The organism is Variovorax sp. 10L426, assembly GCF_056395305.1.
Genome location: NZ_JBFTJF010000008.1, coordinates 105,399 through 124,690, shown reverse-complemented (window position 1 = coordinate 124,690; position 19,292 = coordinate 105,399). Strand labels below are relative to the sequence as shown.

Here is a 19,292-nt window from a genome sequence, read left to right as displayed (position 1 = left end):
CACCTCCATTTTCTTGTCTCCGTCATGGGGTGCTCCCCCTCGGTCACAGATCCGTTCGCAGCTTCCAGATTTCGGGGAAGAGCACAACGTCGAGCATCTTGCGCAGATAGCTTACGCCGCCGGTGCCACCTGTGCCACGTTTGAAGCCGATGATGCGCTCGACCGTCGTCACGTGGCGGAAGCGCCAAAGGCGGAAGGCGTCCTCGAGATCGGTGAGTTCCTCGCCGAGCTGGTAGAGCTCCCAGTGATTCTTCGGGTCGCGGTAAACCTTGAGCCAGGCTTGCTCGACGCCGTCGCTCGCCTCATAGGGGCGCGACCAGTCGCGTTCGAGGTGATCCGCTGGCACGTCGATGCCGCGGCGTGCCAGCAGGCGCAGCGCCTCGTCGTAGAGGGACGGCGAGCGCCAGGCCTGCTCAACCTCGGCCAGCAGGTCGGCGCGGTGCTCGTGCGGCTTGAGCATGGCGGCGTTCTTGTTGCCGAGCGCGAACTCGATGCACCGGTACTGCCAGCTCTGGAAGCCGCTGGAGCTCCCGAGGTAGGGACGCATCGCGCTGTACTCGGGTGGCGTCATGGTCGCCAGCACATCCCATGCATGCACCAGCTGCTCCATGATGCGCGACACGCGCGCCAGCATCTTGAAGGCGCTCGACAGATCGTCTCCCGCGATACAGCGGATCGCCGCGCGAAGCTCATGCAGCATGAGCTTCATCCATAGCTCGCTTGTCTGGTGTTGGATGATGAAGAGCAGTTCATCGTGCGCCGGCGATCGCGGGTGCTGGGATGTCAGGATCGCGTCCAGGCTCAGATAGTCGGTGTAGCTCATCGACCCGCTGAAATCGAGCTGCGCCTTTTCGTCGTGGACGATTTTTTCGGTACTCATCGTAATTCCTCAGGTCACGGCCTGTTTTTGATTGAACTCGGGGCGTTTCCATTCCTCGCGCTCGAGCACCTGGACGAGGTGCTCGACCGCATCCCACACTTCCTCGAACCGGAGATACAGCGGCGTGAACCCGAAGCGCAGGATGTCGGGCATCTGCGCGTCTCCGGCACGGAAGTCGCCGATCACGCCGCGCGCAATCAGTGCTTGGACCATCGCGTAGGCGCCCGGGCCGCCGTCGCGAAGTGCGAGGCAGACCTGGGAGCCGCGCAGGTCGTGATCGCGCGGGGTCACGAGCGTGAATTTGCCGGGGCAGCGTGCTTCCACGAGCGCGATGAAGTTGTCGGTCAGCGCCAGCGACTTTCGGCGCAACGCCGCCATGCTGCCCTGGCCGTCCGCCAACGCGTCTGCTGCGAGCACCGTGTCGAGGCCGCATTCGAGGGCCGCCAGCGCAACGATGGGCTGGGTGCCGCAGAGATAGCGCGCCACGCCCGGCGCGGGGCGATAGTGCGGCGTGAACTCGAAGGGCGCCGCGTGCCCCCACCAGCCCGAAAGCGGTTGTTGGAACTGGCCGGCGTGCCGGGTGTGCACCCAGACGAAGGCCGGCGCGCCGGGACCGCCGTTCAGGTACTTGTAGCCACAGCCGATCGCGTAGTCGGCATTGCTGTCGTTCAGTGCCACCGGCACCGCGCCCGCGCTGTGCGCGAGGTCCCACACCGTGAGTGCGCCGGCTGCGTGGGCCGCGGCGGTGACTGCCTTCATGTCATGCATCGCGCCGGTGCGGTAGTTGACATGGGTGAGCATCAGGACTGCAACCTCGTCCGTGAGCGCGGCGGGCAGATCGCTCACGTCGATCAGTCGGAGCGTGAAGTCGCGCTCGCGGCACATCGATTCGGCGATGTAGAGGTCGGTCGGAAAGTTGCTGCGCTCGCTGAGAACGATGCGACGCTTGCCTTTGTCGCCGGCTGCCGCCTGGCTGACTTGACTGAGGGCGGCGAAGAGCACCTTGTAGAGATTGATCGACGTGCTGTCGGTGCAGACAACTTCGCCGGGCGCCGCGCCGATCAGCCGAGCCACCTTGTCCCCCAGTCGCTGCGGCAGGTCGAACCAGCCGGCACTGTTCCATGATCGGATGAGCCCCTCGCCCCATTCCTGGGCGATCACGGCGGCGATGCGCGCGGGGACGGCCTTGGGCAGCACGCCCAGCGAGTTGCCGTCGAGATAGATCACGCCCTCGGGCAGGGAGAACTGGTCGCGCAGGATAGCGAGAGTGTCCTGGGCATCGAGTTGGCGGCAGTCGTCGAGTGTCATGGCTGGCTTGGGTGAAGTTCGCGCAGAACCGCGCGAACAGGGGAGGCATCCGCGCTCACGAACTTGAGCGGCAGGGCGATGAGTTCGTAGTCGCCTTCGGGAACGTCGTCGAGGACGAGGTTTTCGAGCACACGAAGGCCGAGGCGGCGAATGACTTGATGGCTTTCGAGCGTCTTGCTCTCGGCCGGGTCGATGCTTGCGGTGTCGATGCCGATCAGTTTCACGCCCATCGCGGCGAGGCGCTCGATGGTGGCGGGGGCATAGGCCGCGAGGGCACCGTCCCAAGCGGTTGGTGCACGTTCGTAGGTACGCACCAGCACGCGCGGTGGCAGACCTTCGACAGCATGCGCAAGATGTCGCCATTCGATCAACGGCCCGCATCCGATGGCATGAATCACCCGGCAAGGGCCCAGATACGGGAAGAGGTCGACGTTGCCGATCGTGGCGCCGGCGGGGTCGTAGTGAAGTGGCGCGTCGGCATGGGCGCCGACGTGCGGCGACAACGTGATCTCGCTGACATTCACCGGGCAGCCCGGTGAAATGGTGGCGGCCCAGCGCTGCCGATAGGGCGTGTCGCCCGGAAATACTGGCGCGCCTTCATGCACCGGCGGCGAAATATCCCAGAGTTTTTGGTTCATGGCGCGAAGTTAGCGCCGCGAATGGGGTCGTGGTGTCGTTTTAAAACAACTCGCCCCCAGGTTGGGCTCACTTCGTGTAGCCCGCCCACCCCCTACCGGGGGCAACACCAGCGGCCCGGCAAAGCCGGTTCCGCGGTGTTTCACCAACGGGCTTGGCTTCGCCGGCCGGTGAATACCGGCGTTGCGCTTTGTCTTCGGCTGCGCGTAGCGCGCCTGTTCGTGGGTAGCCGTGGAACCGGCTCCGCCGGGCCACGGGCTGCGCCCCCGGCAGGGGGTGGGCGCCCCGACACGAAGTGCGGGGCAACCTGGGGGCGAGCTAGACCCTCCCGAGGAGGAGGTACTCCATGAGGGCTTTCTGGACGTGCATCCGGTTCTCGGCCTCGTCCCAGACGACCGATTGCGGTCCATCGATCACATCGGCCTCGACTTCCTCGCCACGGTGTGCTGGCAGGCAGTGCATGAACAGAGCGTCGGGTTGCGCCTCGCGCATCATTTCCGCATCGACGCACCAATCGGCAAAGGCCGCGCGGCGAGCTTCGTTTTCGGCTTCGTAGCCCATGCTGGTCCAGACGTCGGTGGTCACGAGGTCGGCGCCGCGGCAGGCTTCCATGGGGTCCTTGAACACCTTGTAGCTCTCCGAGGAGCGGATTCCCGCGATCGACTGGTCGACCTCATAGCCGCTCGGCGTGCTCACATGGACCGTGAAGCCCAGGATCTCGCTGGCCTGCAGCCACGTATTGGCCATGTTGTTGCCGTCACCGACCCAGGCCACCGTCTTGCCCGCGATCGAGCCGCGGTGCTCGATGTAGGTGAAGATGTCCGCGAGGATTTGGCAAGGGTGGAATTCGTTGGTCAGCCCGTTGATCACCGGCACGCGCGAATGCGCGGCGAAGGACTCGATCTTGGTCTGCTCGAAGGTGCGGATCATCACCAGGTCGACCATGCGGCTAATGACCTTGGCGCTGTCCTCGATGGGCTCGGCACGGCCCAGTTGGCTATCGCCTGTGGTGAGATGCACCACGCTGCCGCCCAGTTGGTACATGCCGGCCTCGAAGCTCACGCGCGTGCGGGTCGAGGCCTTCTCGAAGATCATGGCCAGCGTTCGGTCGACCAGCGGCTGGTGCTTTTCGTAAGCCTTGAACTTCTTCTTGATCAGTGCGGCGCGCGCCAGCACGTACGCATACTCGTCTGCGGTGAAATCCGAAAACTGCAGGTAGTGTCTGATGGTCGGCTGGGCTGTCATGGCAGAGGCTCCGCGAGAAAGGTTTTCACCAGCGGCGCCAGGATCGCGACGATCTCGTCCGCTTCGGCAATGCTGAGGATCAGCGGCGGCACGAGGCGGATCACGCTGTCGGCCGTCACGCTCAGGAGCAGACCTGCGTCACAGGCGCGGTTGAGGATGACGCCGCAGGGCCTGTCGAGTTCGATGCCGAGCATCAGTCCTTGGCCGCGGATCTCCGTCACGCCGGGCACGGTGCCCAGTTCGCGCTCCAGCGCGCCTTTCAGGTGCGACCCGACGTTGGCTGCGTTATCCAGGAGCTTCTGCTCTTCCATGATGCGGATCGTCTCGATGCCGGCGCGCATGGCGAGCGGATTGCCGCCGAAGGTCGTGCCATGATTGCCCGGCCCGAAAATGTGGGCGGCGCGTGGTCCCGCAACGACGGCGCCGATCGGCACGCCCGAACCCAGGCCCTTGGCAAGCGGCATCACGTCCGGCTTGATGCCGGCCCACTGATGAGCAAACCACTTGCCCGTGCGCCCCATGCCGCACTGCACCTCGTCGATCATCATGAGCCAGTCGCGCTCGTCGCAGAGCTGGCGGACCTGGCGCAGGTATTCCCAGCGCATGGGATGGATACCGCCTTCGCCCTGGATGGTTTCGAAGAATACGGCCACGACGTTCGGGTTGCCTTCGGTGGCTTTCTTGAGCGCATCGAAATCATTGAGCGGAACGCGAATGAAGCCCTCAACCAGCGGGCCGAAGCCCTTTTGCACCTTGGGATTGCCCGTGGCGGACAGCGTGGCGATGCTGCGGCCATGGAACGCGGCCTCGTAAACCACGATTTCGGGCCTTTCGATGCCCTTGTCGTGCCCGAACTTGCGCGCCAGCTTCAGCGCAGCCTCGTTGGCCTCCAGGCCCGTACAGCAGAAAAAGGCGTTGGTCAGTCCCGAGAGTTCGGTCAGCTTGGCCGCGAGCTGCTCCTGGCCGGGCACGTAGTAGTAATTGGAGCTGTGGATCAGCTTGGCGATCTGGTCCTGCAGCGCGGGCACCAGTTCGGGATGGTTGTGACCCAGGGTATTGACCGCGATACCGCCCAGGCCGTCGAGGTACGCACGCCCCTCGGTGTCCCAGACTCGGCATCCCTGACCGTGCGACAGCGCGATCGGCAGGCGCCCGTAGGTGTTCATGACGTGGGGCGAAGAGGGGGCGGCAGTGGCGCTCATGCGTATCTCCGGAAAAGGGAACGCGGATTCTAGGCGTCCAGTTTGACGGCTTCAGTGAGGATTGCTCATCACAGCAATGCCCCTGTGCATGTCGCCCAAGGGACCCCCGGATAGAATCGTTGTGCGGCGCAGCACGAGCCCGTGCATTCACTCTCGCCAACCGATGGTTTCTCCCAACGCCAAAGAAGTTTTCATCCAGGGCATCACTCGAGATGGCCGGACATTTCGCCCGAGTGACTGGGCGGAACGCTTGGCGGGCGTGATGTGCTCGTTCCGTCCCGGTGGCCCCCAACCGGGAAGCCACCTGAACTATTCGCCCTGGTGCGTCCCAACCGTCATCAACGGCGTGAAGTGCGTCGTCGTCAATCGCGAACTGCGCGATGCCGAACCCATGGCCTGGGATTTCTGTCTCAATTTCGCCAAGGACAACGACTTGCAAGTCGCCGAAGCCTGCCTGGTACCGGATGCCCTGCCTGTGGCCGTCGCGAGGCCTGTCGCAGTCGATAAGAAATAGAGGCGTTCAAGGCGAGCGCCCATGAAAAAACCGCCCGAAGGCGGTTTTCTACTTTGCTGCAGCGCACCCCGATCAAACGGCGGACCAGCGAACCAGTCCGGGCTGTTTGCCTGAAAGCGTCAGGCGGCGGCCTTTTCAGGGGCGAGGGCCAGGTTCTTGACCTTGGCCGCGAGGCGGCTCTTGTCGCGAGCAGCCTTGTTCTTGTGGAAGATGCCCTTGTCGGCGACGGTGTCGACGACGCTCTGGGCCTTCGCGAAGAGTTCTGCCGCCTTGGTTTTGTCGCCGGCCAGGACGGCCTTTTCGACGTTCTTCACGGCGGTGCGGTATTTGGAACGCAGCGAGGTGTTCGCGGCGTTGAGCTTGACGTCCTGGCGGACGCGTTTACGGCCCGACGCGAGGCGCGGGTTCTTTTTCTTGGGCTTGGTGGATGCCACGGTGATATTCCTTGAGTGTCTGGGGATGATGCAGCAAAGCCCTCCATTATAGGCGAGGCGTTCAGACTCGTCCTATTCCATCCGGAGAACACGGGCAGGCACATACACTTCTGCCCCGTGTCCCTGTTCAAATCCGCCTCCACCGTCTCGTTGTTGACGCTCGCTTCCCGGGTGACCGGCCTCATCCGCGACGTCCTCATGACTTCAGTATTTGGCGTCAGCGCGATGACTGACGCCTTCTACGTCGCTTTCCGGATCCCGAATCTGTTCCGGCGGGTGTTCGGGGAGGGCGCCTTCAGCCAGGCCTTTGTCCCCGTTCTGGCGGCCTGCAAGACCGAGCGGGGCGACGAAGGAGCGAAAAATCTGGTCGACCATGTGGCGACCCTGCTGACCTGGACGCTCGTAGTCGTCTGCGTGCTCGGCGTGATCGGGGCGCCTCTCATGGTGTGGGCCATGGCCAGTGGCCTGAAGCAGACCGCGCACGGCTTTGACGCCGCGGTCGTCATGACGCGGTGGATGTTCCCGTACATCGGCTTCATGTCGCTGGTCGCATTGGCGGGCGGCGTGCTCAATACCTGGCGCAAGTTTGCGGTTCCCGCAGCTTCGCCGGTGCTGCTGAATGTGGCGCTGATCCTGTCGATCGTCGTTGGCGCGCCCTTGTTTAGCCGGCACGGCATCGAGCCGATCTACGCCCAGTGCGTCGGCGTGATGGTCGGCGGCGCGTTGCAGCTCGCGCTCCAGATTCCCGCATTGCGCGGCCTCGGCATGATGCCGCGGATCGGCGCCAGCGCCAGCGCGATTCGTGCTTCGTGGAATGACCCGACGACACGGAAAATCACCAAGCTGATGCTCCCTGCGCTGATCGGTGTCAGCGTGGCGCAGATTTCGTTGCTCATCAATACGCAGATCGCGTCGCACCTCGCGACTGGCAGCGTCACCTGGGTCACCAATGCCGATCGCCTGATGGAGTTTCCCACCGCCATGCTGGGCGTGGCCCTTGGCGTGGTTCTGATGCCGCAGCTCGCTGGCGCCCGTGCCGCCAAGGACGACGCGCGCTATTCGTCGATGCTGGATTGGGGTCTGCGCCTGGTGGTCCTGCTGTCGGCGCCGTGCGCGCTGGCGTTGCTGGTTTTCTCGCAGCCGCTGGTTGCCGTGCTCTTCCACAACGGTGCATTCGGCGAAACCGATGTCCAGCGTACGACTGTCGCGCTCATGGGCTATGGCGTCGGCCTGATGGGCCTGGTAGCGATCAAGGTCCTGGCGCCCGGTTACTACGCGAAGCATGACATGCGCACGCCGATGTTGATCGCGGTCAGTGTGCTGGTCCTCACACAGGCTCTGAACTTCTTGCTGGTGCCGGTGCTGCAGCACGCGGCGCTCACCCTCACGATCGGCATTGGAGCGCTCGTCAATGCGGTCTGGCTGCTGATCGGATTGATCCGGCGCGGCAGTTACAAACCCGAGCCGGGCTGGGGCAAGTTCCTATTGCAGGTTTTGATCGGCACGGCGGTGCTCTCCGCCCTGCTGATCTGGGGTGCGCAGCATTTCGATTGGATCGGTATGCGTTCGGAGCGTCTGCAACGCATCGGGCTGCTGGCGGCGTTGATTGCGGGCGGCGCCGTGCTCTATTTCGCGGTTCTCGCGGTCGTCGGCGTCAAGCTGCGCAGTTTCGTGCGGCACTGAACGGCACGCCTTGACGGTCCCCGCCCGCTCCTCTACAAAGCCACATGACGTTCAGCTTCTCGGCGCCCACCGCTCTCGAGTATTTCGATTCGCTTGTCAAGAGCGATGAAGAATTTCCATTGCTCGAGGCGGCAGCAAGCCTGGCCCAGGACGAATATCCGGAACTCGACGTGCAGCAGGTGCTCGGCGACGTTGATCAACTCCTCGCGCGTCTCAAGCGTCGACTGCCGGCTGATGCGGCGCCGCTCCAGCGGTTACGGGCGCTCAACCAGTTCTTTTTTCATGACCTGAACTTCGGCGGCAACGTCAACGACTACTACGACCCCGACAACAGCTTTCTCAATGCCGTGCTGCGAACCCGGCGCGGCATTCCGATTTCGCTCGCGGTCCTGTGGATGGAGCTTGCACACGGCCTTGGCCTGCAGGCGCGCGGCGTCGGATTCCCTGGGCATTTCATGCTCAAGGTCACTTTGCCGAAAGGGCAGGTGGTCATCGATCCCTTCACCGGAAAGTCTCTTTCCCGCGAGGAGCTCAGCGAACGGCTCGAACCCTACAAGCGCAGCAACGGGCTGGTCGGCGACTTCGATGTGCCGTTGGGACTTTACCTTCAGCCCGCAACGCCGCGCGAAATCATCGGACGAATGCTGCGCAACCTGAAGGAAATCCATCACGCCCAGGAGGACTGGCAGCGCGCGATCGCGGTGCAAGACCGGCTGATCGCGCTGCTTCCCGAGGCTTGGGCCGAACACCGGGATCGGGGGCTGGCACATGCCGAGCAGGGCAATTGCGCGCAGGCCGTGCGCGACCTCGAGACGTATCTCGCGCACGCCGAAGATGCGCTCGATATCGACGCCATCGCCGAACGTGTCGCCGCATTGCGACGCGCGGAGAGCTGATGGAATCCACACCGCCCGTTGCGGCTGATCTGGGCACGCTGCACGAATTTCACGGCATCCAGCCGGTGCTTCCGGTGGCCGATGCGGCGCGCGCGGCCCGCTATTTCCGCGACGTGCTCGGCTTCGAACTCGACTTCATCGCCGGCGAACCGCCAAGCTATGCGAGAGTGAAAAAGGGTGATCGAAGCTACGGCGACCCGGTGTACATCCGCCTTTGGCAATGCGGCCGGCGTGAAGCTTCGCCGTGGCGCGGCGAGATCGTGATCCACGTAGGGCGCGATGTCGACGGATTGCATGCCGCCTATGTGAGGCGCGGCGTCGTGGTTCTGGAGCCGCCAACCTCTCAGCCTTGGGGTTTGCGCGAATTTGCGATCCGCGAGCCCGACGGGCATGTCCTGCGCTTCTGCGGATACCTTTAGTTCGCCGCAGAGCGGCTTGCGCGGAATTTGCCGGACGAGGGCGACGAATCCTGTCGCCCGAACTGCCGCCATGCGCGGCGCAACTGCGTATCGGAACCGAATCCCGAGATTTCCGCGGCACGCGTGACGTTGGCACCAGACTGGAGTGCCAGTTGCGCGGTAGCAAGGCGCAGGCGCCGCAGGTATTCGAGTGGCGCCACGCCGGCATGCTCCACGAACAGCCGGGTCAGGTGACGCGGAGAGGTGCGCGCAACATCGGCCATGCGGGGCACGGACCAGTCGGCCTGGGGTTGTGCGCTGACAGCGTCCTGCACGCGATGCAGCGCGGGATGCAAATGATTGCGATAAGCCAGGAAGGGCGAGAGCTCGGGGTCGTTCGGCCCGCGCCGCAGCGCGACGACCATTGTTTGGGCGACCCTTGCCGCGAGCGGTTCGCCGCAGGTCTCGGCAATGCGGTGAATCATCAGATCGATACCGGTCGTTTCGCCCGCGCTGCTGTAGATCGGCGGGTCCAGCACGAAAACGCGATTGGCTACGACGTCGCAACGAGACTCGACCTGTTGCAGTTCATCGAGGTGATGGTGGTGGGTGGTAGCCCGCCGGGCCGCCAACAGGCCGGCATGGGCAGCCAGCAAGGCGCCAGCGCACACCGTGACGACTTCCAGTTGTCCGCGTTCGAGGCGCAAGCCGCGCAGCCAGTGCAGAAGGGCCCGCGCCGGCTCGTTGTCGACAGCGATCGTTTCGCCGGGCGAGCCAACGAGGACCACCCAGGATGGACCGTTCCAGTCCGAAGGCAGCGGCTGCAGGCCCGTCAGGGTAATGCCGGCCGAACTCGCCGAGGTCGACTGTGGACTTGCAAACACCAATTCAAATCGCGGCGACTGCCCCCCGGACACGAGCAGCTGATTCGCGATCCGGAGCGCTTCCGCCGGACCGGCCCAGTCGAGCACCAGGCTTTGAGGCAGCAGCGCGAAGACGACGCGGATCGTCGCTTCGCCCGTCAGTCGAGCCGGGTTCATGCGAAATCCATCTGTCTTGCTGTCCGCTGTGCCAGCGGCTCGCCGGCGAGGCGTGCGACGAGGTGCAGGCTCATGTCGTCGCGCTGCATTGCATCGCGACATCGACCACGCCGCCGGGCACGATCAACACATCCGGATTCGGCGCGTCGTCGAAACTGTGACCGGGCAGCACGCAAAGCCCCGCTCGCATGCGGATCGGCCCCCTGGAACGTGCGACGCAAGTCACCTCGAAAAGAGGCGGACTGGCTGGCGTGTCTCGCTGCTGCATTCGGCTGGCTGTGGTGAAGACCTCGTAGGGCCCCGCCAGGTCCAGCGCCTCTACGTCGTCGAACGCGAGGATTGCGACGCGCAAGCTTCGAGGGATGGGACTCATGCCAGCCGCGCCAGCGCCTGATCTACGCCACAGATCGTGGCGAACCGGCCTTCGAGCACCGTGGCTGTGCGCATCTTGATGTCGGCCGCCGGTAGCGTCTTGCCATCGGGCTGAATCATGTCGAAGGTCAGCGTGGCATCGAGAACGTAGTCGACCTGCCAGCCCAGGTCCGAGGCGTGGCGCGCCGTCGTTTCGCAGCATTGCTCGGTGCGGATGCCGCTGATCACGATGCGATCCATGCGATTCCGGGTCAGCCAGACGTCGAGTCCGGTGCCGACAAGTGCGCTGTGGCGGCCCTTGGTGAATGTGGCCGCGGGCTCGAAGGCAGCCAGGCCTTCGATGGGCCGCACCTGCCCGGATTCCAGCGCGAAGGGGTTGTCTGAAACGGCTGGCCCATCGCTATGGAGGACCCGCACGATGGGCGCCCCGACCGCAGCGAAGCCCGCGATCAACGCATTCTGGGCCGCCAGATAGGGTGCCAGACTGCGATCGTCGAAATACGGGCGATGGCGAAAGGATTCCTGCGCATCGATCACTATGAGACAGGTCTTCATGGGCGGCGACTTTCGAATGTCGGTGGATGATGCGACCGATTTTCCAGCAATGGAAGGCGATCAACCATCCCGAGTCGGACTGGAATCGATCAATTCAGGACATTGGATGCCCTAGACGAGCCTGGCCGCCTTCAGTTCTTTCTTGAGATAGGCGTAAAACAGCGGAGCCGCCACCAGACCCGCTGGACCAAAAACCGCTTCGGCCACGAACATGACGGCCAGCAACTCCCAGACCGACATTTGCGTGCGGCTTCCGACCACCTTGGCGTTGATAAGGTATTCGGCCTTGTGGATCAGGATCAGGAACGCAAGGCAAGCCAGCGCCACGAACGGCGAAACCGAAAGCCCCACCAGCGTGATGACGGTGTTGCAGATGAGATTGCCGACGATCGGCACCAGCCCGGCGACGAAGGTGAGGGTGATGAGCGCCGGGGTGTAGGGCAACTCCATCTTCCAAAGCGGTAGCAGGAACAGCAGAAATATGGCCGTGAGGAAGGTATTGAAGGCCGCAATCCAGAACTGCGCGGCGACGATCTGTCCGAACGCTTCGCCGAACAGGACGATGCGATGTCTGAGTTGCCGGGCCAGCGGGCGGTTCGAAGGAGGTTGATTGGCAATGGCGGCCAATGAGCCGACGATCAGGCCGACGTACGCGAACAGCACGCCGCCCAGCCACGCACGACCGGTCAGCGCGAGCGAGCCGGCTTGGGCGCGCAGGTAGCCGGCGATGACACGTTGCACCTCCGCAGAGCCTTCAGGGAGATAGGCGGCGATGGCGGGCAACTTGAGCCGCAACTCCAGCACCGTGCGGGCGATGAAGTCGAGAAGTTCCTGGTATTGCTCAGGCGCGTTCAGAACGAATTCTCGAGCCTCCGCGAACCCGAGCGTCAGCAGGCCGATCGGCGCCAGCATCACCAAGGTCGCCGCGGCAACACGGGGAAACTGCGGGGTCATGGACCAAGCCGGATCGTTCGCACTCAGTCGTCGGGAGCCTCGAAGTGTTGCGTCCAGCAGGCGGGCGATCCATCGAGTGCCCAGGAAGCCGATGCAGACGCACAGCAGGCCGGGCAGCAAGCCCTGCCACATGACCAACAGCAGGGCCCCGGCAATCAGCAGGTAGCTGGACGCGATCAGCGCGCGCGAAGGGACGGGTGTGGACTCGCTCACGCGGCGCAGGGTTGCTCAGGCGACGACGACGGGCGCGCCGGACCCACGCTCGGCGATCACGCCGATCTCGTGCACGGTCTCGCCTTCCGAGCGCAGCGTCGCCGCGCAGGCTACGGCCTCGGCAGCGTCGATCACGACCACCATGCCGATGCCGTTGTTGAAGGTGCGGTTCATCTCGATGTCGTCGATGCCGGCGACTTTCTGCAGCCAGGCGAAGAGTTCGCTCTGCGGCCAGCTGCCCTTGCGAAGGTGGGCGGCGGTGCCCTCGGGCAGCACGCGGGGGATGTTCTCGAGCAGGCCGCCGCCCGTGATGTGCGCCAGCGCCTTGATCGGATGCTTGGCGAGCGCTGCCAGCACCGGCTTCACGTAGAGCCGCGTCGGCGCCATGACAGCCTCGCGGAACGGCTTGCCGTCGAGCGTAGCGGGCAGCGCGTTGCCCGCGCGTTCGATGACCTTGCGCACCAGACTGAAGCCATTGGAGTGCACGCCGGCCGATGCCAGACCCAGCACCACATCGCCCGGCTTCACGTTCTGGCCGGTGAGGATCAGCGATTTCTCGACCGCGCCGACAGCGAATCCTGCGAGGTCGTACTCACCAGCGGGATACATGCCGGGCATTTCAGCCGTCTCGCCACCGATCAAGGCGCAGCCGCTGAGTTCGCAGCCGCGGGCGATGCCGCCGACCACTGCAGCCGCCGTGTCGACGTCAAGCTTGCCGCAGGCGAAATAGTCGAGGAAGAAGAGGGGCTCAGCCCCCTGGACGAGCACGTCGTTCACGCTCATCGCCACGAGATCGATGCCGACGGTGTCGTGCATGTTCCATTCGAAGGCGAGCTTGAGCTTGGTGCCCACGCCGTCGGTGCCGCTCACGAGGACAGGCTCCTTGTAGCGCTTGGGCACTTCGAACAGGGCGCCGAAGCCGCCGATGCCGGCCAGCACGCCTTCGCGCATCGTCTTCCTGGCGAGCGGCTTGATGCGGTCGACCAGCGCATCGCCGGCGTCGATGTCGACGCCGGCATCCTTGTAGCTGAGCGGAGAGGAGGAGTTGGAGTTCATGGGCTGGGCCGGGCTGAGGGAGGGGAGGCGGAAGGAAGAGGAGAATGACGCCGGCGACCGATGCGGTCGGGCCGATAGAATTCGCCACGATTTTAAGGGCGCTCATTGACCCTCTCCCGGGCTGGTCACTCCGTGTCTCCGTGTATTTGCGCCACCCCTCCCGGAAAGGGGTGGGCGCCTTCCGGCAGTCGCGCGGCGCTCTGCCCTGTCCTATGAATCTTTTTTTCGCGTCCTACGCGCCACCTCAACCGCTCGCGGCAGTCGCGGCATGAAGCAGCTCGCGCTCGACATCGGCATCGCGACCGGTCCGACGCTGGCCGGCTTCTTCGCCGGGCCGAACGAACCGGCGTTGCGGCATTTGACGCTATGGGTGGGCGACGCGCACGTCCCGACGCTCCATTCGCCGGTGCCGACTTATCTGTGGGGCGACAGCGGCAGTGGCAAGACACACCTGCTCGAAGCCGTCCGGGCAGCGTTGAAGGACCAGGGCGCCAGCGCCGGCTGGCTCCATGCGGGCGTGACCGATCCTCCCGAATTTGACGAGCGTTGGGGCGCGGTGGTGCTGGATGAAGTGCATCTCTACACAGCGGTGCAGCAGCACGCGGCGTTCAACTGGTTCGTCAACGCGCAGAGCCTCCAGCGTGGCGTCGTGGCGGCGGGTGCAGTGCCGCCGGCCGACCTGCCCTTGCGCGAGGATCTGCGCACGCGCCTCGGCTGGGGCCATGTGTTCCACTTGCAGGTCCTGAGCGAAGCTGAGCGTCGTGCCGTACTGCGGAAGGCCGCGGACAGCCGCGGCGTGATGTTGTCGGACGAAGTGCTCGACTACATGCTGCATCGGTTCAGCCGAGACCTCGGAAGCCTGATGGAACTGCTCACGCAGCTCGACGGCTACGCCCTGCAAACCCAGCGCGCGATCACGATTCCGTTGATCCGGTCGATGCTCGAAAATGAATGAGGCGCTTCGCGCGCCGAACCCTTCCTTCCAATGATCAAGAAATTCATCGACAAACTCCTCGGCAAATCCGGCGGCGGCTCATCCACCGGCAAGGCCCGTTTCGGCAAGCGCCAGGAGGTGGCCGCCTCGGTGCACGGCATCGATCCGGCCCTCGTCGATGAGCGGGCCAAGAACGTCGTCACGACCCTTCAGGAAGCCGGTTTCGAGGCCTACGTGGTCGGCGGAGCGGTTCGCGACCTGCTGCTGGGCTTGCGGCCGAAGGACTTCGATGTCGCGACCAATGCCACGCCCGAGCAGGTCAAGAGCCTGTTCCGTCGCGCTTTCATCATCGGGCGGCGGTTTCGTATCGTGCACGTGGTGTACGGCCGCGGCCGCGAGCACGAAGTGATCGAGGTCTCGACCTTCCGCGCCTACATGGACAGCGCGGGCGCCGAGCAGGTAGCGGGCAACGAGCGCACCAGCAAGGGCGAACTCGCCGGCATGAAGCACGCCGTGGACGCCAGCGGCCGCGTGTTGCGTGACAACGTCTGGGGCCCGCAAGAAGAAGACGCTGCACGGCGCGATTTCACCGTCAACGCGATGTACTACGACCCGGCCAGCCAGATCGTGGTCGACTATCACAATGGCATCAAGGACGCGAAGAAGCTCACGCTGCGCATGATCGGCGATCCGATCACGCGCTACCGCGAGGACCCGGTGCGCATCATTCGTGCGATTCGCTTCTCCGCCAAGCTGGCCGCGCTCGGCTTCAAGCTCGAACCCAAGTCCGCCGCGCCGCTCGTCGAGTCGAGCCGCCTCCTGGCGGACGTGCCCCAAAGCCGCTTGTTCGATGAAATGCTCAAATTGCTGCAAACGGGGCATGCGGTCGCGACCATCGCGCAGCTTCGTGCGCTCGACCTTTCGACAGGCATCTATCCGCTGCTCGACGTGGTTGTGGAACGCGCCGACCAGCCATTCGTGAAAGCGGCGTTGCAGGACACCGATCGCCGTGTGGGCGAAGGCAAGCCCGTGGCGCCGAGCTTCCTGCTCGCATGCGTGCTTTGGGCCGACGTCCGCGACGGCTGGGCGCAGCGTCAGCAGGGCCGGCATGGGCAGCGTCCTCAACCGCCATTCCCCGCCTTGCAGGACGCGATCGACGATGTCTTCAATGCGCGCATCGGTGACGTCTCAGGACGTGGCAAGCTCGCCGCCGACATGCGCGAAATCTGGATGATGCAGCCGCGCTTCGACAAGCGCATCGGCGCCACGCCGTACAGCCTGGTCGAGCAGGCTCGATTTCGTGCGGCATTCGACTTCATGCGGCTGCGCGCAGACATTGGCGAAGTCGGCGAAGCGATCGCCGAGTGGTGGCAGGAGTTCAGCACGGCCGATGACCTGCGGCGGCAGGACCTGATGGACCAGGTCCGCGACGAGCAGCACAAGAAGACTCGGCAGCGCGTTCCCGCGCGAACGCCAGGCGGCACGGGCCCCGGACGGCAAGCGGCTTCACCGGCTGCCGAAGTCGATTCCGCGTTACCGCCCGATGGCGAAGTTGCCACGGCGCCACGCAAGCGCCGGCGTCGGCGCAAGCCGCGCAGCGGTGGCGAAGCAGGCGGCGCAACCGTGGAATGAAAGGCCGCGCCTATGTCGCGATCGGCGCCAACCTTGGCGATGCGCGCGCGGCCGTGTTGCGCGCCATGTCGGACCTGGACGGGTTGCTCCAGACGCGGGTGACTGCACGCTCGTCGCTCTACAGGAGCGCGCCCGTCGATGCGTCGGGGCCGGACTTCATCAACGCCGTCGTTGAACTCGATACACGTTTGGAACCACAGGCCCTGTTGGAAGAACTCCACCGTCTCGAAGCCGGCGCGGGCCGTGAGCGACCGTTCCGGAATGCGCCGCGCACCCTCGATCTTGACTTGCTTTGCCATGGCGAGGTCGTCATGAATACAGCGACGCTCACGCTCCCCCATCCCCGGATGACGGAGCGTGCATTCGTTTTGTTGCCTCTGGCAGAAATCGCGCCGGTCCTTGTCACGGCGGCCCAGATCCAACGAGTCGCCGACCAGCAGATCGAACGCCTCTGACCCCTGCGCCCGGGCTGCCCAGTACACTTGCGCGGATTTTTTCACGATGGCGTCACACAAATGTGCTGTGGCGGCCGCGAACCCAGGAGACCGCCATGTTCGGCAAGCTGCTGCCCCGCGAGGGGAATTTTTTCGAGATGTTCAACCAGCATGCCGACCGCATTGTCGAAGCCGCGCGCGCATTCGAGCAACTCGTGGCGAACTACGGCGACCTGCACCTGCGCGAGCAATACAACCGTGACGTCGACAACGCCGAGCGCGCCGCCGACCGCGTCACGCACGATGTCAACCGGCTGATCCACAAGACCTTCATCACGCCGATCGACCGTGAGCAGATCCACAAGCTGATCAACACGATGGACGATGTGGCCGACCTGATCCAGGATTCCGCCGAGACCATGGCACTCTACGACGTTCGCCACATGACGGAAGAAATCACGCGCCTGACTGCGCTGAGTGTCAAGTGCTGCGAAAGGGTGAAGGACGCCGTGAAGTTCCTGGGCAGGATTACGGATCCGGCGACTGCTGAAGCCACACTCAAGACCTGCGAGGAAATCGATCGTCTCGAATCGGACGCCGACCGCGTGATGCGCAGCGCGATGAGCAAACTCTTCCGCGAAGAGCCCGATGTGCGCGAGGTCATCAAGCTCAAGGCCATCTACGAATTGCTCGAAACGATCACCGACAAGTGCGAAGACGTCGCCAACGTGATCGAGGGCATCGTCCTCGAAAATTCCTGAAACCGCGGGCTTCGAATGGCAACGGTTCAGGTCGCCCTCTGGGTGGTAGTGGTGCTGGTCGTTCTGGCCATCGCCTTCGATTTCATGAATGGATTCCACGACGCGGCGAACTCGATCGCCACAGTCGTTTCGACAGGTGTGCTCAAGCCAGGTCAGGCTGTGGTGTTTGCGGCTTTTTTCAACCTGATCGCGATCTTCGTGTTCCACCTGAGCGTGGCGGCAACGATCGGCAAAGGCATCGTGCAGCCGGGCGTCGTGGATGTGCACGTCGTCTTCGGCTCGCTGGTCGGCGCCATCAGCTGGAACCTCGTCACCTGGTACTACGGTATTCCCAGCAGCTCGTCGCACGCACTCATCGGCGGCATTGTGGGCGCAGTCATCGCCAAGGCAGGCTCAGGTGCGCTGATCGCCTCGGGCATCTGGAAGACCGTGGCATTCATCTTCGTTTCGCCGCTGCTCGGGTTCCTGCTCGGCTCGTTCATGATGATCGTGGTGGCCTGGGCGTTCAGGCGGTCCACGCCTTCGCGCGTGGACCGGTGGTTCAGGCGTTTGCAATTGATCTCGGCCGGTGCCTACAGTCTGGGTCACGGCGGCAATGACGCACAAAAGACCATCGGCATCATCTGGATGCTGTTGATCGCGACCGGCTACGCGGCCGCGGATGCCGAACTCCCGCCTACATGGACGATCGTGGCCTGCTATGCAGCCATTTCGCTAGGCACGATGTTCGGCGGCTGGCGCATCGTCAAGACCATGGGCCAGAAGATCACCAAGCTCAAGCCTGTCGGCGGCTTTTGCGCCGAAACCGGCGGAGCGCTGACGCTCTTCCTGGCGACCGCGCTCGGCATTCCGGTATCGACCACTCACACCATCACTGGCGCGATCGTCGGCGTGGGCTCGGCGCAGCGCGCCAGCGCGGTGCGTTGGGGCGTGGCCGGCAACATCGTCTGGGCCTGGATATTCACGATCCCGGCGGCGGCCTTTGTGGCGGCAATCGCTTACTGGATCGGTATCCAGGTGTTCTGAGGCTCGGGTCCTACTGCGAAATCTTTCTGCCTGCTTCGACCTCGTGCTCGAAGTAGCGCTGAAAACTGAATGCCAGACTCGCCATGAGGATGGTGCTCCCGAAAAGCAATGCCAGCACGACGGCTCCGATGGTGAGCCAGTTCGTGCCTCCGGTCGCAGGTGCCGAGTCGGTGGAAAGCTTCGCGTTGTAGCGAGCATTCCACTTTTCGGGCGTCATCAGGCCATACACGATGGCGGTCAGCGCACATCCGGAGATCGTGAATCCCAGCAGGGGGATCAGCAGCCAACTCCAGGCGTCGTCAAGGCCGTATGTCCGCACGCGCTCGACTCCGTACAGGCCGAGGGCTGTAGGAATCGGGAGCAGCCAACCCAGGATGCTCGATGGGCCGCGGAGATAGAAGCAATGCAGGCCCAAGGGGCCGCCCAGGAAGGCCAGCCACGCCGCCACCGTCTTGTTTTTCATTGCTCCGGCCTTGTTGAGCTGCCTTCACCCAGGACCTTTTCCATGAGCACGACATCCCGCCATTCGCCGAATTTCCACCCGCAGTCCTTCAAGACGCCAACATGGCTGAAGCCTTGCGCGCGATGCACGCCAATGGAGCCGGCATTGGCCGAGTCGCCGATGACCGCGATCAACTTGCGCACACCGACCGCTTCTGTCGCCTCACAGAGCGCCGCCAACAGCTTCGCGCCGAGGCCCTGGCCCCGCGCACTGTTTGCGAGGTAAATCGAGTCCTCGGCCGAAAAGCGATAGGCAGGACGTGGCTTGAACCAGTTGCAATAGGCGAAGCCCAGAATTTCGTCGTCTTGCTCCGCAACGAGGTAGGGAAGGTTCTTCGACAGGACATCGGCGCGTCGTGCGGCCATGTCGGCAGGACTCGGTGGCTCGGTTTCGAAGGTACCCGTCCCGTGCAGAACGTGATGCGCATAGATGGCGGTGATGGCGGCGACGTCTTCGTCGCAACTGGGGCGGATGGTCGTCATACAGCAACTCCCGGCAGGGCCGAGGTGTAGAAAAAAGTGGGTCCGGGCTATAATCGTGGGCTTTTCAGCGTGTCGCTGGCCGGGTGGCCATGTCGCGTGTCTCGACGCTGGAAGAACATTGTGGGCGGGCCCAGT

22 protein-coding genes are annotated in these 19,292 nt (G+C 64.2%); 9 read left to right on the top strand and 13 right to left on the bottom strand.

Annotated features, from left to right (window positions below):
• Positions 1-43: 43 nt before the first annotated feature.
• The 5 genes from kynA to AC1DHL_RS13825 all read right to left on the bottom strand — a co-directional run bounded on the left by kynA (position 44) and on the right by AC1DHL_RS13825 (position 5,271).
• A complete protein-coding gene (gene kynA / locus AC1DHL_RS13845; RefSeq protein WP_478162321.1) occupies positions 44-880 on the bottom strand; it encodes a tryptophan 2,3-dioxygenase in 837 nt (278 codons plus the stop codon).
• Between the two features lie 9 nt (positions 881-889).
• Complete coding sequence (gene kynU, locus AC1DHL_RS13840; protein ID WP_478162320.1) at positions 890-2,188, bottom strand: kynureninase; 1,299 nt, start codon at positions 2,186-2,188, stop codon at positions 890-892.
• Entirely contained in the window at positions 2,185-2,826 is a 642-nt protein-coding gene (gene kynB / locus AC1DHL_RS13835; protein WP_478100520.1) for an arylformamidase, read from the bottom strand. Before kynB ends, kynU begins: the two co-directional genes overlap by 4 nt.
• Positions 2,827-3,142: 316 nt before the next feature.
• Positions 3,143-4,069 carry an ornithine carbamoyltransferase gene (gene argF / locus AC1DHL_RS13830; protein ID WP_478100518.1) on the bottom strand — a complete coding sequence of 309 codons (927 nt, stop codon included), beginning with the start codon at positions 4,067-4,069 and terminating at the stop codon, positions 3,143-3,145.
• On the bottom strand, positions 4,066-5,271 hold the full coding sequence (locus AC1DHL_RS13825; RefSeq protein ID WP_478100516.1) for an acetylornithine/succinylornithine family transaminase: 1,206 nt from the start codon (positions 5,269-5,271) through the stop codon (positions 4,066-4,068). The genes argF and AC1DHL_RS13825 overlap by 4 nt, the downstream gene beginning before the upstream one ends.
• 163 nt (positions 5,272-5,434) lie before the next feature.
• Between AC1DHL_RS13825 and AC1DHL_RS13820 the strand changes: the two genes are divergently transcribed.
• The gene (locus AC1DHL_RS13820) at positions 5,435-5,785 is read left to right on the top strand and encodes a DUF3579 domain-containing protein (RefSeq protein WP_478162319.1); all 351 of its coding nucleotides are present in this window, start codon (positions 5,435-5,437) and stop codon (positions 5,783-5,785) included.
• A gap of 119 nt (positions 5,786-5,904) precedes the next feature.
• On the opposite strand, the gene rpsT is transcribed toward AC1DHL_RS13820, so the two are convergent.
• Positions 5,905-6,219, bottom strand: a complete 315-nt coding sequence (gene rpsT / locus AC1DHL_RS13815; protein WP_478100514.1) for a 30S ribosomal protein S20 — start codon at positions 6,217-6,219, stop codon at positions 5,905-5,907.
• A gap of 117 nt (positions 6,220-6,336) precedes the next feature.
• On the opposite strand from rpsT, the gene murJ reads away from it, so the two are divergent.
• The 3 genes from murJ to AC1DHL_RS13800 are packed head-to-tail and all read left to right on the top strand — an operon-like array spanning position 6,337 to position 9,217.
• A complete protein-coding gene (gene murJ / locus AC1DHL_RS13810) occupies positions 6,337-7,902 on the top strand; it encodes a murein biosynthesis integral membrane protein MurJ (RefSeq protein ID WP_478162318.1) in 1,566 nt (521 codons plus the stop codon).
• A 44-nt stretch (positions 7,903-7,946) separates the two neighbouring features.
• Positions 7,947-8,798, top strand: coding sequence for a SirB1 family protein (locus tag AC1DHL_RS13805; RefSeq protein WP_478100510.1), 852 nt, complete (start codon positions 7,947-7,949; stop codon positions 8,796-8,798).
• Positions 8,798-9,217 (top strand): bleomycin resistance protein, encoded by a 420-nt coding sequence (locus AC1DHL_RS13800; protein ID WP_478100508.1) that lies wholly within the window; start codon positions 8,798-8,800, stop codon positions 9,215-9,217. The genes AC1DHL_RS13805 and AC1DHL_RS13800 overlap by 1 nt, the downstream gene beginning before the upstream one ends.
• Here AC1DHL_RS13800 and AC1DHL_RS13795 read toward each other — a convergent pair.
• The 5 genes from AC1DHL_RS13795 to purM all read right to left on the bottom strand — a co-directional run bounded on the left by AC1DHL_RS13795 (position 9,214) and on the right by purM (position 13,386).
• Positions 9,214-10,236, bottom strand: coding sequence for a GlxA family transcriptional regulator (locus AC1DHL_RS13795; RefSeq protein ID WP_478162317.1), 1,023 nt, complete (start codon positions 10,234-10,236; stop codon positions 9,214-9,216). The two genes, AC1DHL_RS13800 and AC1DHL_RS13795, sit on opposite strands and share 4 nt — an antisense overlap.
• Before the next feature lie 70 nt (positions 10,237-10,306).
• Entirely contained in the window at positions 10,307-10,609 is a 303-nt protein-coding gene (locus AC1DHL_RS13790) for a DJ-1/PfpI family protein (RefSeq protein ID WP_478100504.1), read from the bottom strand.
• Positions 10,606-11,163: an isochorismatase family protein gene (locus tag AC1DHL_RS13785; RefSeq protein WP_478100502.1), complete on the bottom strand. Its 558-nt coding sequence runs from the start codon at positions 11,161-11,163 to the stop codon at positions 10,606-10,608. The genes AC1DHL_RS13790 and AC1DHL_RS13785 overlap by 4 nt, the downstream gene beginning before the upstream one ends.
• Positions 11,164-11,274: 111 nt before the next feature.
• Positions 11,275-12,330 carry an AI-2E family transporter gene (locus AC1DHL_RS13780; protein WP_478100500.1) on the bottom strand — a complete coding sequence of 352 codons (1,056 nt, stop codon included), beginning with the start codon at positions 12,328-12,330 and terminating at the stop codon, positions 11,275-11,277.
• Positions 12,331-12,345: 15 nt separating this feature from the next.
• A complete protein-coding gene (gene purM / locus AC1DHL_RS13775; RefSeq protein WP_478100499.1) occupies positions 12,346-13,386 on the bottom strand; it encodes a phosphoribosylformylglycinamidine cyclo-ligase in 1,041 nt (346 codons plus the stop codon).
• Positions 13,387-13,654: 268 nt separating this feature from the next.
• Here purM and hda point away from each other — a divergent pair, with 268 nt between their 5' ends.
• The 5 genes from hda (at position 13,655) to AC1DHL_RS13750 (ending at position 18,173) form a co-directional block, all read left to right on the top strand.
• Positions 13,655-14,341, top strand: a complete 687-nt coding sequence (gene hda / locus AC1DHL_RS13770; RefSeq protein WP_478100497.1) for a DnaA regulatory inactivator Hda — start codon at positions 13,655-13,657, stop codon at positions 14,339-14,341.
• 30 nt (positions 14,342-14,371) lie between these two features.
• Entirely contained in the window at positions 14,372-15,952 is a 1,581-nt protein-coding gene (pcnB, locus tag AC1DHL_RS13765; RefSeq protein ID WP_478162316.1) for a polynucleotide adenylyltransferase PcnB, read from the top strand.
• A complete protein-coding gene (folK, locus tag AC1DHL_RS13760; protein WP_478100493.1) occupies positions 15,949-16,407 on the top strand; it encodes a 2-amino-4-hydroxy-6-hydroxymethyldihydropteridine diphosphokinase in 459 nt (152 codons plus the stop codon). The genes pcnB and folK overlap by 4 nt, the downstream gene beginning before the upstream one ends.
• 95 nt (positions 16,408-16,502) lie before the next feature.
• Positions 16,503-17,147, top strand: a complete 645-nt coding sequence (locus AC1DHL_RS13755; protein WP_478162315.1) for a DUF47 domain-containing protein — start codon at positions 16,503-16,505, stop codon at positions 17,145-17,147.
• Positions 17,148-17,162: 15 nt separating this feature from the next.
• A complete protein-coding gene (locus tag AC1DHL_RS13750) occupies positions 17,163-18,173 on the top strand; it encodes an inorganic phosphate transporter (protein WP_478100489.1) in 1,011 nt (336 codons plus the stop codon).
• A gap of 10 nt (positions 18,174-18,183) precedes the next feature.
• Here the strand turns inward: AC1DHL_RS13750 and AC1DHL_RS13745 are convergent, their stop codons facing one another.
• On the bottom strand, positions 18,184-18,636 hold the full coding sequence (locus AC1DHL_RS13745) for a TM2 domain-containing protein (RefSeq protein WP_478100487.1): 453 nt from the start codon (positions 18,634-18,636) through the stop codon (positions 18,184-18,186).
• The gene (locus tag AC1DHL_RS13740; protein ID WP_478100485.1) at positions 18,633-19,157 is read right to left on the bottom strand and encodes an N-acetyltransferase family protein; all 525 of its coding nucleotides are present in this window, start codon (positions 19,155-19,157) and stop codon (positions 18,633-18,635) included. The genes AC1DHL_RS13745 and AC1DHL_RS13740 overlap by 4 nt, the downstream gene beginning before the upstream one ends.
• Positions 19,158-19,292 lie beyond the last annotated feature (135 nt).

What these genes read in the sequence shown, in the direction of transcription:
- kynA (WP_478162321.1), bottom strand. Translation starts at nt 880, where the DNA reads ATGAGTACCGAAAAAATCGTCCACGACGAAAAGGCGCAGCTCGATTTC.
- kynU (WP_478162320.1), bottom strand. Translation starts at nt 2,188, where the DNA reads ATGACACTCGACGACTGCCGCCAACTCGATGCCCAGGACACTCTCGCT.
- kynB (WP_478100520.1), bottom strand. Translation starts at nt 2,826, where the DNA reads ATGAACCAAAAACTCTGGGATATTTCGCCGCCGGTGCATGAAGGCGCG.
- argF (WP_478100518.1), bottom strand. Translation starts at nt 4,069, where the DNA reads ATGACAGCCCAGCCGACCATCAGACACTACCTGCAGTTTTCGGATTTC.
- AC1DHL_RS13825 (WP_478100516.1), bottom strand. Translation starts at nt 5,271, where the DNA reads ATGAGCGCCACTGCCGCCCCCTCTTCGCCCCACGTCATGAACACCTAC.
- AC1DHL_RS13820 (WP_478162319.1), top strand. Translation starts at nt 5,435, where the DNA reads ATGGTTTCTCCCAACGCCAAAGAAGTTTTCATCCAGGGCATCACTCGA.
- AC1DHL_RS13805 (WP_478100510.1), top strand. Translation starts at nt 7,947, where the DNA reads ATGACGTTCAGCTTCTCGGCGCCCACCGCTCTCGAGTATTTCGATTCG.
- AC1DHL_RS13800 (WP_478100508.1), top strand. Translation starts at nt 8,798, where the DNA reads ATGGAATCCACACCGCCCGTTGCGGCTGATCTGGGCACGCTGCACGAA.
- AC1DHL_RS13795 (WP_478162317.1), bottom strand. Translation starts at nt 10,236, where the DNA reads ATGAACCCGGCTCGACTGACGGGCGAAGCGACGATCCGCGTCGTCTTC.
- AC1DHL_RS13790 (WP_478100504.1), bottom strand. Translation starts at nt 10,609, where the DNA reads ATGAGTCCCATCCCTCGAAGCTTGCGCGTCGCAATCCTCGCGTTCGAC.
- AC1DHL_RS13785 (WP_478100502.1), bottom strand. Translation starts at nt 11,163, where the DNA reads ATGAAGACCTGTCTCATAGTGATCGATGCGCAGGAATCCTTTCGCCAT.
- purM (WP_478100499.1), bottom strand. Translation starts at nt 13,386, where the DNA reads ATGAACTCCAACTCCTCCTCTCCGCTCAGCTACAAGGATGCCGGCGTC.
- hda (WP_478100497.1), top strand. Translation starts at nt 13,655, where the DNA reads ATGAAGCAGCTCGCGCTCGACATCGGCATCGCGACCGGTCCGACGCTG.
- pcnB (WP_478162316.1), top strand. Translation starts at nt 14,372, where the DNA reads ATGATCAAGAAATTCATCGACAAACTCCTCGGCAAATCCGGCGGCGGC.
- folK (WP_478100493.1), top strand. Translation starts at nt 15,949, where the DNA reads ATGAAAGGCCGCGCCTATGTCGCGATCGGCGCCAACCTTGGCGATGCG.
- AC1DHL_RS13755 (WP_478162315.1), top strand. Translation starts at nt 16,503, where the DNA reads ATGTTCGGCAAGCTGCTGCCCCGCGAGGGGAATTTTTTCGAGATGTTC.
- AC1DHL_RS13750 (WP_478100489.1), top strand. Translation starts at nt 17,163, where the DNA reads ATGGCAACGGTTCAGGTCGCCCTCTGGGTGGTAGTGGTGCTGGTCGTT.
- AC1DHL_RS13745 (WP_478100487.1), bottom strand. Translation starts at nt 18,636, where the DNA reads ATGAAAAACAAGACGGTGGCGGCGTGGCTGGCCTTCCTGGGCGGCCCC.
- AC1DHL_RS13740 (WP_478100485.1), bottom strand. Translation starts at nt 19,157, where the DNA reads ATGACGACCATCCGCCCCAGTTGCGACGAAGACGTCGCCGCCATCACC.